Origin of the sequence: Candidatus Accumulibacter sp. ACC003 (assembly GCF_907163085.1) — a bacterium.
Lineage (GTDB): Bacteria > Pseudomonadota > Gammaproteobacteria > Burkholderiales > Rhodocyclaceae > Accumulibacter.
The window spans coordinates 716,558-729,450 of record NZ_CAJQTX010000005.1 but is presented as its reverse complement, the minus strand read 5'-3'; the positions used below and the strand labels follow the sequence as shown (position 1 = coordinate 729,450).

Annotated in this window: 9 protein-coding genes; 8 read left to right on the top strand and 1 reads right to left on the bottom strand. The window is 64.0% G+C overall.

The window, feature by feature from the left end; translation table 11 throughout:
• The first annotated feature begins 6 nt into the window (after positions 1-6).
• The 8 genes from QZ656_RS13125 to QZ656_RS13085 all read left to right on the top strand — a co-directional run bounded on the left by QZ656_RS13125 (position 7) and on the right by QZ656_RS13085 (position 11,048).
• On the top strand, positions 7-972 hold the full coding sequence (locus QZ656_RS13125; protein WP_291993808.1) for a complex I NDUFA9 subunit family protein: 966 nt from the start codon (positions 7-9) through the stop codon (positions 970-972).
• 57 nt (positions 973-1,029) lie between these two features.
• Positions 1,030-2,262, top strand: coding sequence for a multifunctional CCA addition/repair protein (locus tag QZ656_RS13120; protein WP_291993807.1), 1,233 nt, complete (start codon positions 1,030-1,032; stop codon positions 2,260-2,262).
• Positions 2,263-2,569: 307 nt separating this feature from the next.
• Positions 2,570-5,140: a hypothetical protein gene (locus tag QZ656_RS13115; protein WP_291993806.1), complete on the top strand. Its 2,571-nt coding sequence runs from the start codon at positions 2,570-2,572 to the stop codon at positions 5,138-5,140.
• Between the two features lie 50 nt (positions 5,141-5,190).
• Entirely contained in the window at positions 5,191-5,451 is a 261-nt protein-coding gene (locus tag QZ656_RS13110) for an acyl carrier protein (protein ID WP_291993805.1), read from the top strand.
• A gap of 32 nt (positions 5,452-5,483) precedes the next feature.
• Positions 5,484-7,022 carry an amino acid adenylation domain-containing protein gene (locus QZ656_RS13105; RefSeq protein ID WP_291993804.1) on the top strand — a complete coding sequence of 513 codons (1,539 nt, stop codon included), beginning with the start codon at positions 5,484-5,486 and terminating at the stop codon, positions 7,020-7,022.
• Positions 7,022-8,170: an acyl-CoA dehydrogenase family protein gene (locus QZ656_RS13100; RefSeq protein WP_291993803.1), complete on the top strand. Its 1,149-nt coding sequence runs from the start codon at positions 7,022-7,024 to the stop codon at positions 8,168-8,170. The genes QZ656_RS13105 and QZ656_RS13100 overlap by 1 nt, the downstream gene beginning before the upstream one ends.
• 311 nt (positions 8,171-8,481) lie before the next feature.
• Positions 8,482-10,194, top strand: a complete 1,713-nt coding sequence (locus QZ656_RS13090) for an IS66 family transposase (protein ID WP_291993802.1) — start codon at positions 8,482-8,484, stop codon at positions 10,192-10,194.
• The gene (locus tag QZ656_RS13085) at positions 10,191-11,048 is read left to right on the top strand and encodes a DUF4338 domain-containing protein (RefSeq protein ID WP_291993801.1); all 858 of its coding nucleotides are present in this window, start codon (positions 10,191-10,193) and stop codon (positions 11,046-11,048) included. Before QZ656_RS13090 ends, QZ656_RS13085 begins: the two co-directional genes overlap by 4 nt.
• A 114-nt stretch (positions 11,049-11,162) precedes the next feature.
• Here QZ656_RS13085 and QZ656_RS13080 read toward each other — a convergent pair whose 3' ends face one another.
• Positions 11,163-12,842, bottom strand: coding sequence for an IS1634 family transposase (locus QZ656_RS13080; RefSeq protein WP_291993800.1), 1,680 nt, complete (start codon positions 12,840-12,842; stop codon positions 11,163-11,165).
• Positions 12,843-12,893 lie beyond the last annotated feature (51 nt).

The window sequence follows — 12,893 nt, the reverse complement described above, 5'->3', positions numbered from 1 at the left end:
GACGCTATGGAACTCAAGAACGTGCTGTTGATCGGCGGCAGCGGTTTTGTCGGCGGCTGGATTGCCAGCAGCCTCTCGCAACGTGGCGTCGCGGTGACCATACCGACCCGCCATCGTGACAACACCAAGAAACTGATCATGCTGCCGACGGTCAGGATGGTCGAAGCCAACGCTCATGATCCGCAGGTTCTTGGCGAATTGATGCAGGGCCAGGACGCTGTCATCAACCTGGTTGGCGTTCTCCACGACAACGATTCGCGCTTGCCATACGGCAAGGGTTTCGCCGCCGCGCACGTCGATCTGCCGCGGACGATCATCGACGCCATGAAGGCCAGCGGCGTCCGTCGCCTGGTGCACATGAGTGCGCTCAACGCGGCCCTCAATGGACCATCCGAATACCTGTGTTCGAAAGGCGAAGGCGAAGCGATCGTTCGCGCCGCCATGGGTCAGCTGGAGATCACGATATTTCGCCCGTCGGTGATCTTTGGACCCGACGATGCCTTCTTCAACACCTTTGCCAAGCTGCTCAAGCTGTTCCCGATCCTGCCGCTTGGCGGTGGCGCCGCGCGCTTTCAGCCGGTCTTTGTCGGCGACGTGGCGCGGGTTTTCGTCGACTGCCTGACTCTTGGCAGCACTTTCGGGCAGACCTACGATCTCTGCGGCCCCAAGGTATATACCCTGCGCGAACTGGTCGAGTACACCGGCCAACTTCTTGGCAAGTCGCCGCGGATCATCGACCTCGGCGACGGCGGCTGGGCTTACCTGCAGGCTGGCCTGCTGTGGCTGTTGCCGAACCCGCCGATGTCGCCCGACAACCTGCGCTCGATGGAAGTCGACAGCGTCAGCGATGGCTCGCACGACTATCCGAACTGGCAGCCGACGCCGCTCGAAGCGGTCGCCCCCGGCTACCTGTCGCCGACCGAGATCGGGCAGCTGCGCCTGGATCGTTATCGTCTCCGTGCCGGCCGCTGAGCAAGCAGCCGCTCAAGCACTAGCGCGGCCACCCGGCCGGCGGCAGCCGGCGCGCTGATGCAGATCTTCACCGTCGGCGGAGCCATCCGCGACGAATTGCTCGGCATGCCGGTTCAGGATCGCGACTACGTCGTCGTCGGCGCTTCGCCGGCGGCTATGCTGGCGCGCGGTTTCAAGCCGGTCGGCAAGGACTTCCCGGTATTTCTGCACCCGCAGTCGCACGAGGAGTACGCGCTGGCGCGCACCGAGCGCAAGACGGCCCCCGGCTACAAGGGGTTCGCGTTCAACGCCGCACCGGCGGTCACCCTGCGCGAGGACCTGGCGCGTCGCGACCTGACGATCAACGCTATGGCGCGCGCTGCCGACGGCACGCTGATCGATCCCTACCATGGTGTCGACGACCTGGCGGCCGGAGTCCTGCGCCACGTTGGCCCGGCTTTCGTCGAGGATCCGGTGCGTGTCCTGCGCCTGGCGCGCTTTGCCGCGCGCTTTGCCCGCTTTACGGTGGCGCCGGAAACGCTGGCGCTGATGCGCCGCATGGTCGCCGACGGCGAAGTCGATCATCTGGTTGCCGAACGCGTCTGGCAAGAGCTGGCCAAGGGCCTGCTGGAAGAGAGGCCGTCGCGGATGTTGGCGATTCTCCGGGAATGCGGCGCGCTGGCCCGATTGCTGCCCGAAGTCGACCGTCTGTACGGCGTTCCGCAACGCGCGGAATGCCACCCGGAGGTCGATACCGGCGTGCATGTGATGATGGTCGTCGACGAGTCGGCCGCGCGCGGCTGCGCGTTACCGGTCCGTTTTGCGGCTCTGCTGCACGATCTCGGCAAGGGAACGACGCCGGCCAGCGAGCTGCCGCGTCATCCCGGTCACGAAGCGCGCAGCGTTGAACTGGTGGATGAGGTCTGTAAGCGGCTCAAGGTTCCAGCCGATTGCCGGGAAATGGCCATCCTGGTGGCGCGTCATCACGGCGAAATCCATCGCGGCCGGCAATTGAGCGCAGCGGCGATCGTCGCCGTTCTCGAGAGCTGCGACGCGCTGCGCCGCCCCGGCCGCTTCGAACAGTTGCTTGAAGCCTGCGCCTGCGACTTCAACGGTCGTCTCGGCTGGCATGACGTCGCCTATCCGGCGGCGGCGCTCTTTCGGCAGGCGCTGGCGGCGGCGAGCGACGTCGATGTGGCAGCCATCGCGCGCCGCTGTGCCGATGCGGTGCAGATCGGCGCGCAGGCGCGCGTGGCGCGGGTGGCCGCCGTCAGCCGGCTGCTGAGTTCGCCTGCCGATCCCGCTTGCTAGCGCTCCCGCGGGTCAGCTGAAGACGGTAGCTGGCGTATCGGAGATGGCCTTGCCGGGCATCGGCGAGGGGGCAGTACCTTGGCGCGCAAGCGCAGCGCCGGAAGATAGCGAACTGCCAACTTTGCCACGGAAGGCATGAGTCGGCGCTTGCCATCATCGGACGATGATCGGATACTTGCCCTTCGCTAGGCCGCCGATGCGTGCATGTGCTCAGCAAACGATCGCCTCTTGCACGTCGGCACCAGGCGCAACAACAGCTCTGAGAGCCCGCGCTAACTGCTCTGCGTTGCCTGAAGGATTTTTACCATTGATTGATAGCAAGGCCATCGCCACTCCTATGGACAATAAACTTGCCGCAGCTCAGCTTGGCGCGCGCGCAACCCCGGCGAACGAACAACGCGGCCACATCCGCTTCCGCGATTTCGCGACGCTGGCGCTGCAGCTGGGTCTGATCCTGCTGCTGCTCCGACAGTTTCAAATCGAGAGCCCGGCCTTCAGGATGCTCGCCATGCTGGCCTTTGCCGGCTTTGCAGTGCACGCCTTTCTGCCACTGCCGGCGCGCCTGCCGTTCTTTTGCGCACTCAGCCTGGTCTCCATTCCTCTGACCCTGGGTCTGATCAACGGCGTCTGGCTGATCGGCATCGGCCTGGTGCTGATCGGCGCGTGTCATCTGCCGGTGTCGTTTCGCATGCGCGGCGTGATCCTGCTGGGGCTGGCAACGGTGTTGGTCACGCAGCGCGCCAGCCTACTGCCGACGCCGTGGTCCGAGGCCATCTGGCCGATCCTCGGAGCGATGTTCATGTTCCGCTTGATCGCCTACTTTTACGATCTGCGCCACGACAAGGCGCCAGTCACCCTGGCGCAATCGCTGAGCTATTTCTTTATGCTGCCGAACGCGTGCTTCCCCTTGCTGCCGGTCATCGACTTCAAGACCTACCGGCGCAGCCACTACAGCAACGACGCCTATCTCACCTATCAGAAGGGCGTCGACTGGATCGTCCGCGGCATCGTGCACCTCATCCTGTACCGCTACTTCTACTACTTCGGCACGCTGGCGCCGTCGGAAGTCACCGGACCGGCCGAGTTCCTGCAGTACGTGGTGGCGAACTTCATGCTCTACTTGCGCGTTTCAGGGCTTTTTCACCTCGTCGTCGGGATGGTCCATCTGTTCGGTTTCAACCTGCCCGAAACGCACAATCGCTACCTTCTGGCGTCGAGCTTCACCGACTTCTGGCGGCGCATCAACATCTACTGGAAAGACTTCATGCAGAAGATCTTCTACTTTCCAGCGGTGTTTGCCTTGAAGCGCCTGGGCACCAACAAGGCGATCATCATTGCCACGCTATACGTTTTCCTGCTCACCTGGCTGCTGCATTCGTACCAGTGGTTCTGGCTGCGTGGTAGCTGGCTGCTGGCGTGGCATGACATGCTCTTCTGGGCCGTACTCGGCGTCCTGGTGGTAGCCAATTCGCTTTACGAAATCAAACACGGCCGCAGCCGCTCTCTGGGCAAGACCAAGAAGACCTGGCGAAGCACCGCGCTGACTATCGCCAAGACCTATGGAACGTTCTGGTTCATCTGCATTCTATGGTCGTTCTGGACCAGCGAATCGATCACCGACTGGCTCGCTCTGTGGTCAGCCCTGGCCGGGCCGTACACCGCCGAGGTCCTGCTCTTTCCGGTGCTCAGTCTGCTGGTCATTACCCTCGGCAGCGTCAGCCTGCCGGGCAGCGCGACTGCCGCGCCGGCCAGCGAGAAGCGCCCCTGGGCCCGTGATCGCGCGGTCACCGTCGCCTGGGCGCTGGGACTGGTTCTGATTTCGATCGAAAGCGTGCACACCAGCGTCGGCAACGACTTCGGAAACCTGGTGCATTCGCTGCGCACGGCTCACTTGAGTCGCCTCGACAACGCCAAGCTCGAGCGCGGCTACTACGAAGGTCTGCTCTCGGTCGACCGTTTCAACTCGCAACTGTGGGAGGTCTACTCGAAAAAACCGGCCACCTGGCTCGACGTCGAGAACGCCGGCCTGAAGCGCTTCGTCGGCGGCTTCGCGCAGACCGACCTGATTCCTTCCTTCGTCTCGACGACCAAGTACGGCACGGTCACCATCAACCGCTGGGGGATGCGCGACCAGGACTACACGCAGGAACGACCGGCCGACACCCTGCGTGCTGCCGTGCTGGGTCCGTCGACGGTCATGGGCTGGGGCGTCGACGACGGCGCCACCTTCGAGGCCTTGCTCGAGGATCGCCTGAACCGCGAACCGCTGAGCACGGCATTCAAGCACGTCGAACTGCTCAATTTGGGCGTCCCCGGCTATCAGCCACCACAAGACCTGGTCTCCTTCGAGAAGGCGCTGACTCTTCAGCCCAATGGCGTGATCTACGTTGCCGCCGGCCGCGAAATCAGCCGCGCGGCGGATTATCTGGCCGAGGTGCTTGAGAAGCGTTTGCCGATTCCCTACCCGACCCTGGCGGCGATCGTCGAGCGCTCGGGGGCGACGGCTGGAATGGACAAGACCGAGGCACTCAAGCTCTTGAAGCCATACGGCGCCGAGATTTTGCGGACCGTCTATGGGCTGATTGTCGACCGTGCCGTCGAACGCGGAATTAAGCCGCTGTGGGTCTTCCTGCCGCAAGCCCGCGGCGGCAGCTGGCAGGAAGAAACGCCCGAAACCGTAAGCATCGCCAGCGACGCTGGTTTCGCCGTGATCAACCTCGCCGACGTCTTCCAGGGCCACGACCTCGAAGCGGTGCGACTTGCCGAGTGGGACGACCACCCCAACACCCTTGGCCATCAACTGGTTGCCGAAGCGCTGTACCGTGCCTTGCAGAAGAACCCAGACGCCCTCTTCGGCAGCGTCCCTGCTGCCAGGTAAGCCACGCCAGCAAGTTTTACGCCCACCCCCACCCTTTCAGGAGCCTACCCATGCCCGACCAACTCATGCAGAAAATCAAGAACTTCATCATGGAGGAATTCCTCCCCGGCGAAGACGCCGATGAACTGACCGAAACGACACCGCTGATCAGCGGCGGCATTCTCGATTCGATCGCAACGCTCAAGCTGGTAATGTTTGTCGAGGAGCAATACGGCGTGAATTTCGAGCCGCACGAGGTCGACAAGGAGAATCTTGACAACCTGGTCAGCATCGTCCGGCTGATTCGCGCCAAGAACCCGTCCGCCGCGTAATGGGCACCCACGTCTGCCTGCATGAGCTTTTCATGGCCAGCGCGCGGCGCAGCCCACAGGCGGTGGCCGTCGTCGAACCCGGTCAGGGTTCGATCAGCTATGGCCAGCTGGACGCCCTGTCCGACCGCCTGCGCGACCGTTTGGCCGAACTCGGCGTTGGCCGTGGCGACTGCGTTGGCCTCTTTCTGCGCAAGTCGATCGACTCGGTGGCGACGCTGCTGGCGGCGCTCAAGGTCGGCGCCACCTATGTGCCGATCGACGCCGGCGCGCCGGCAGCGCGCGGTGCCTACATTCTGCACAACTGTTCGGTCAAGGTAGCGGTGGTCGAAGCGGCACTGGCGGACAAGCTCGGCGCCGCACTCGCCGACCTCGGCGCGGCGCCGACGCTGCTCACCGTTGACGCATCGCTGGCGGGTGGCGCCGGCTTGCTTGCGGCGCTAGCCGAGGCCGACCAGCGCGCCAGCGCGCCGGTCGTCGATAGCGCCGCAAGCGACGCCGGCGATCTGGCATACATCCTCTATACCTCTGGATCGACCGGCCAGCCCAAGGGCGTGATGCTCTCGCACGAGAACGCGGTAAGCTTCGTCGACTGGTGCTCGGAGACGTTCGCGCCGACAAGCGCTGACCGATTTTCGTCGCATGCGCCGTTTCACTTCGACCTCTCGATCCTCGACATCCACGTCTGCCTGAAGCACGGCGCGACGCTGGTGCTGATCGACGAGGACATCGGCAAGGACGCGCCGCGGTTGGCGCAGCTGATCGCCGACGAGCGAATCTCGATCTGGTACTCGGCGCCGTCGATTCTCGCCTTGCTGGCGCAGTTCGGCGGCCTCGCCAAACACGACTACGGGGCCTTGCGACAAGTGCTGTTCGCCGGCGAAGTTTTCGCCGTCAAGCATTTGCGCGCGCTCTGCGAACTCTGGCCGACGCCGCGCTACTTCAATCTCTATGGTCCGACCGAGACCAACGTCTGCACCTGGCACGAGATCCCCTTGCCGGTGCCACCTGAACGGAATACGCCGTACCCGATCGGCCAGGTTTGCTCGCATCTGCGCGCCCGCGTGGTCGACGAAAGCGGTGCGGCGGTGGCCGCTGGGGGCGAAGGCGAACTGTGTATTGCCGGAGCGGGCGTGATGCGCGGTTACTGGGCACTTCCCGAGCAAACCGCCAAGGGCTTTTTCAGCGATGCCGACGGCAGCGCCTGGTATCGCACCGGCGACATTGTCAGCGCCACCGACGACGCTTGTTACACCTACCGCGGCCGCCGCGACCGGATGGTCAAGCGCCGCGGCTACCGCGTCGAGCTGGGCGAAATCGAAGCCGGGCTGTACCGCCACGCCAAGGTCAAGGAAGCAGCGGTGCTAGCCTTCGCCGACGAACAGGCCGGCCTGAGCATCACCGCCTTCCTGAGCAGCGACGACGCCAAGCGGCCGTCGCTGATCGAGATCAAGCGCTTCTGCGCGGAGAACCTGCCGCTGTACATGATCCCGGACAAGTTCAGCTGGCTCGACAGCCTACCCAAGACGTCGACCGACAAGATCGACTACCAGCGCCTGAAGGAGCTACGCTGATGGATTTCAATTTAAGCAGCGAGCAGAAGCTGCTGCGTGACAGCATTGTCAAGTTCGCCCGCGGTGAGCTCAACGATCAGGTCGTCGAGCGCGACCGGGGGCAGGTTTTTTCGCGCGAACTGTGGCGCCAGTGTGCCGCCGTCGGTCTGCTCGGATTGCCCGCGCCAGAGGAATATGGCGGCGTTGGGGCCGATCCGCTGAACTGTGCGATCGCCCTCGAGGCGCTTGGCTACGGCTGCCGTGACGGCGGTCTGGTGTTCTCGATCTGCGCGCATGTCCTGGCTTGTGTGGTGCCTGTCTGGCAGCACGGCAGCGAGGCGCAGAAGGCTCGCTATCTGGGCGGCCTGTGCGACGGCACGCTGGTCGGTGCGCACGCCATCACCGAAGCCGATTCGGGTTCGGACAGCTTCGCCATGCGGTTGCGCGCCGAGCGCGTCGGTGCGGGCTGGCGGCTCAACGGCAGCAAGACCTTCATCTCCAACGGACCGGTGGCCGACGTGGCCGTGGTATTCGCGGTCACCGACCCCGCCAAGGGCTTTCACGGCGGTGTCACGGCGTTCCTGATCGAACGTGGTGTGGCGGGATTCTCGGCCGGCCAGAAGCTCGCCAAGATGGGCCTGCGCACCTCGCCGGTTGGTGAGTTGGTCTTCGAGGATGTGTGGCTCGCCGACGATACCGTTCTCGGCACCGTCGGCGGCGGCGCCAGCGTCTTTGGCACGGCGATGGACTGGGAACGCTCGCTGCTCGTTGCGGCGCACGTCGGCACCATCGAGCGCCTGCTCGAAACATCGATTGCCTACGCGCGTTCACGTTCGCAATTTGGCCAGATGATCGGCAAGTTCCAGGCTGTCGCGCACAAGATCGCCGACATGAAGGTTCAGCTCGAGGCGGCGCGCTTGCTGGTCTACCGCACCGCTTCGCGACTGACGGTGTCGCGCAGCATCTCGCTCGACGCCGCGGTCACCAAGCTGTTCGTCAGCGAGACGCTGGTCAAGACGGCGCTCGACACGGTGCAGGTGCATGGCGGCTACGGCTTCATGGAGGAGTACGAGGTCGAACGCGCGCTGCGTGACGCGATTGGCTCGACGCTATACTCGGGGACCAGCGAGATGCAGCGCAACATCATCGCGCGCTGGCTTGGGCTGTGACTTTCCGACTTGCCGAGCGATCAGATCAGCGAAGAAGACGCACCGTCTGGCGCGAGCGGGTCAGAGCGCTGCGCTGCGGTCGCCGCTGAGAAAACCCAGCAGCGGTTCGCTGATCCCCTTGCCGAGCGCGACCACCTTGAACAGTTCGCCCATCTCCGCCGGTGAGACGAGTTGGTTTACCGCACTGGCCACGCGAGTTGTAAGTATTCGGTGAACCCGTAGCCCCGGTTTTTTTGGTGGGCGAGCTTCCGTCAGCGATTGGCGGGCAGCCCGGAGATCTGAACTGGACACAGCAGCGGAAATCCGGCACCATGCGGCGCATGGGCACGGCTACGGACATTATCTGCGGAGGATCGGCGGCAAGTCACCGCCAAGTGGCGCCGTTTGCCGAGGTGTTGGTGACGTTGACCAAGGAGCAGGAAATCAAGCTCCGTTGGGAGGCCAACTTCTGGCGCAGCCAACATCGGCAAGCGCTGGTCCGTTTGGCGGAATCGGAGGCCGCTCATCGGGTGGAAATGGCGCGTGCGGCGGAGCAAGCGGCGGCGCGTGAGGCGGCCTTGCGTAGCGAGCTCGAGCAGGCCCAGGGCCGGATCCGCGATCTGCAAAAACGCCTGTTTGGTCGCAAGTCAGAACGCTCTTCGGGAGCCGAGAAGAACCCGGCAGCAGACCAGAAGTCGTCGCGGGGTCGAGGTCATCAACCGGGAGCAGCGGGTCACGGGCGGAACCCGGAAAGTCACTTGCCGACGCAGATCGAGGTCATCGACATCGACTGCCCGCATTGCCCGGACTGTGGTCTGGGCTACGTCGACTTTCCCGGCACGGAAGACAGTGAAGTCCTCGAGATCGAGGTCAAGGCCTACCGCCGGAAGATCTGCCGGCGGCGCTACCGGCGGACCTGTCAGTGTTCGGGCGCGCGGGGTATTCTGACCGCGCCACCGCCGGCACGATTGATCCCGCGTGGAAAGTACGGCGTGTCGATCTGGGTGCACCTGCTGCTGTCGAAGTTCTTGTACGGCCAGCCGACGCATCGGCTTCTGCGAGACTTGTCCGACCACGGACTGACGCTCTCGGCAGGAACGGTGGCCGGCGGACTGCGTGCCTTGGCACCGCTGTTCGAGCCGCTTGAAGAAGCACTGCTTGGCCAACTACGCAGCGAGAAACAGTGGCACGCAGACGAGACCCGCTGGCGGGTCTTTGCCGAGACCGAAGGGAAGGTCGGACATCGCTGGTATTTCTGGGTGTTCCACGGCCCATCGGTCATCCACTTCGTGCTCGACCCGAGCCGCTCGGCGGCGGTGCCGATCCGGGAGCTCTCCGGTAGCGCCGGAGGAGTCATCATCTGTGATCGCTATTCGGCCTACAAGAAGCTCGCGCGAGTTCTTGACCACTTCATTCTGGCTTTCTGCTGGGCACATCAGCGGCGTGATTTCCTGGAACTGGCCAACGCCCATCCGGAGCTCGCGGACTGGGCACTGGCCTGGGTCGAGCAGATCGCTCAGCTCTACCACTTGAATGGACGGCGCCTGGAAGTCCGTAGCGACCCAGTACAGTGGGCCGAACGCGACCGCGCCTTGCGGCAGGCGATCACGCAAATGGCCAGTCAACGGGAAAGCGAACTGGCGAACCCGGCGCTCAAAATGCCGGCGAGCAAGGTGCTGCGAAGCATGCGCAAACATTGGTCCGGCCTGACCGTCTTTGTCGACCGCCCCGAGGTGGCGATGGACAATAATGCCGCCGAGCGCGCACAGCGCACGCCGGTGGTCGCACGCAAGAACTTCTATGGGTCGGGCAGTCTCTGGTCCGGCGCTCTCGCCGCGACGATGTTCAGCCTGCTGCTGACGCTGCGCTTGTGGAAAATCAACCCGCGCATCTGGCTGACGGCTTATCTGGAAGCCTGCGCCGCCAACGGCAACCAGCCGCCAGCGGACTTGAGCGCCTTTCTGCCCTGGGCGATGGCGACCGATCGTCTGGCCCAGATGCGTGCCATCCCGGTCAATCAGACACCTTCCATCGATAGCTCGTGAAGCCTTATTGCGGGCGCCACTTTACCGCCGACGAACTGCAGACGATCCGCGGCCTGATCGAGGCCCCTCCCGGCGCCAGCCGCGCACAACTCTCGCGTCAGGTGTGCGAGCTCTTCGACTGGCGCAAGCCCAATGGTGAGCTGAAGGATATGACCTGCCGGGTGGCCATGCTGCGCATGCAAGCCGACGGCCTGCTCACCCTGCCGGCTGCACGACGGACCGCTCCTCGCCAACCCGAGTATCGGCCCACGCACGCCACCGATCCACAACCCTTGCTCACTCAGCCGGTGCATGAACTGCCGCCTCTCTCGGTGCGACAGGTCGTCGGTTCGGCGAACTCGCGTCTGTGGAACGAGTACATCGCTCGTTACCACTATCTCGGCCACACGCCCATGGCCGGCAGTCAGAGCCGATACTTCGTCTTCGCCGGCGAGACACTCGTCGCCTTGCTCAGCTTCGCCGCCAGCGCCTGGAAACTCGCCGCGCGCGAGCAATTCATCGGTTGGCACGATGAGCAGCGACAAAGGAACCTGCAACTGGTGGTGAACAATGCCCGCTTTCTGATCCTGCCCTGGATCCAGTGCAAGGGCCTGGCCTCCAAGATCCTCTCGCTCATGCAGCGGCAACTGCCCAAGGACTGGCTGGCGCGCTACGGTTACCGCCCCGTGCTGCTCGAAACCTTCGTCGAGACCCCCCGCCATCGCGGCACCTGCTACCAGGCCGCCAACTGGATCAAGGTCGGCCAAACCGCCGGCCGAGGCAAGAAGTGCCCCACCCGCAAGCCCATCCTCCCGATCAAGGATATCTGGCTCTATCCCCTTCACCGATCCTTCCGATCAGTCCTCTGCCGCTAACCGGCTTCGCCAACGGCGCTGGCTCACTACGGGTTGGCCGAATACTTACCGCGAGTTCGACAGACAAGCCCGCAAGCCATTGAATATGCGCAATTCACGTAAGTGAAATTGGCACTACAAACGCTTGGCGGACGGCTCTGGCAGGGCGACGGTCTCGAACAGTTCCTTCTGTTGTGGCGTCATGGCCGACAGGCCTGACGCTGACTGACGTTGATGCAAGGTGATCTGGTGAAACTGGATGCGACGGGCGATTTCCAGCGCACGCTCGGGCGAGAGCTGGCTTTCCCTGGCCTTCAGGCGCATGCGTAGCACCCGATAGAGCACCAGTGCCAGGAAACAGATCAAGGCATGCGCGCGAATCCGGTTCGGCAGGCGATGGAACACCGGCGCGATCTCGATCTCCGACTTCAGGACACGGAAACCCCGCTCGATGTCGGCCAGCGACTTGTAGCGCGCCACGATCTCGACAGGCGTGTGATCCGGCATGTTCGAGACCAGGATCAGCTTGCCGTCCATCATCCGCGCGCGGCTCAGGGCCCGCTGGTCGATCTCGTAGGTGAATACCTCCGCCGCCAGATTGACCTTGACGACGTTCGCCAGATGGGCCTCCGCGACAGCACGGTAGAAGCGGGCCGTCGTGCCGGCATCCGACAACTTCCGGCCACGGTGGGTCTGGCCGGAATCCTGGCCATCGAGCTTGCCCTCCCACCTTGCCAAATCGGCCTCCAGCGCCGCGATGCGTGCATCCCGCGCCTGACCCTGTTCGCTGGCGATGTCTGGGCGATGCGCCACGATCAGACGAAAGCCTTGCCACTCTACTTCCCCGACGACCTCTTCGGTCGCCGACAGGCAGCGCTGCTGATGGAATTCGGCCAGCAGGGTATCGAAATCCGCGTAGCGGCGGGCCGGGACGGCCAGAATGAATTCCAGTGGCTGACCGGCCACCCGAATCGGCTGGATGGCTTCCAGATTATCCAGGCTGAGCAAGCCCCGATCGGCAACCAGCACCACCCGCTTGATCGGGTAGCGCGCCAGGACCTTCTCGATCGTCGGCACCAGCGTCGTCGTCTCGCCGCTGTTCCCGGCGAAGACCTCGTGATGAATGGGTAATCCTTCGGCGGTTTGCACCACCCCCAGCATCACTTGCCGCACGATCCCGCCATCCTTCGACAGGCCAAAGCGTCGAACCTCGCCCGAGAGTTCCGTGCCGCCTTCCGTGCGGATCGTCGTCAAATCGTAGAAGACGATCGACAACTCCTGATCGATCAAGGGGCGCAGGAGACCCGCCAGAGTGCGGTCCATCGTCTCGGCGCAGTCCGCGAGCGTATCCATGGTGCGCAACAAATGCTGATGGGTGACCGATTCGCTGGCGACTTCGGGAACGCGGGTGCCTTCCAGCCAGCGCAGGATGCCCAGCTTCGATTCACCATCGCACAGACGGTTGAAGACCATCACCCGCAACAGGCGCTCGGCGTCGAACTGGCGGCGGTTGCGCAATACCCGGCGGAAGGCATCGGTGAAGCCCAGTTCCTGCCACAGGGCGGTGAGCAACCAGGTGTCGCCGACCGATAGCGCCGGCGCGAAGGACACGTCACCGGTACCCTCTTCAAGGGACGGCTTGCCTGCCGCGCGCAGCAGGCCGTTGACCAGCGAGTCGGCTTCGCCGGCGCGCACGGCTTCGATCCGCCCGAGGGTGGCGATGACCCGTTGGCGGGAGACGCCACCGGTGTCGCGGTAGGCCTCGACGAGCTTCACGTAGCGCCGCGGCCCCGACGTGGTGATCTTCACAAACATGTCGCTACTGTAGCGGCCAGATCGGTTACAGGCAATACCATAAAAGAAATA

Excerpts from the sequence above, each read along its gene's own strand:
- QZ656_RS13125 (WP_291993808.1), top strand. The coding sequence starts at position 7 with ATGGAACTCAAGAACGTGCTGTTGATCGGCGGCAGCGGTTTTGTCGGC.
- QZ656_RS13120 (WP_291993807.1), top strand. The coding sequence starts at position 1,030 with ATGCAGATCTTCACCGTCGGCGGAGCCATCCGCGACGAATTGCTCGGC.
- QZ656_RS13110 (WP_291993805.1), top strand. The coding sequence starts at position 5,191 with ATGCCCGACCAACTCATGCAGAAAATCAAGAACTTCATCATGGAGGAA.
- QZ656_RS13105 (WP_291993804.1), top strand. The coding sequence starts at position 5,484 with ATGGCCAGCGCGCGGCGCAGCCCACAGGCGGTGGCCGTCGTCGAACCC.
- QZ656_RS13100 (WP_291993803.1), top strand. The coding sequence starts at position 7,022 with ATGGATTTCAATTTAAGCAGCGAGCAGAAGCTGCTGCGTGACAGCATT.
- QZ656_RS13090 (WP_291993802.1), top strand. The coding sequence starts at position 8,482 with ATGCGGCGCATGGGCACGGCTACGGACATTATCTGCGGAGGATCGGCG.
- QZ656_RS13080 (WP_291993800.1), bottom strand. The coding sequence starts at position 12,842 with ATGTTTGTGAAGATCACCACGTCGGGGCCGCGGCGCTACGTGAAGCTC.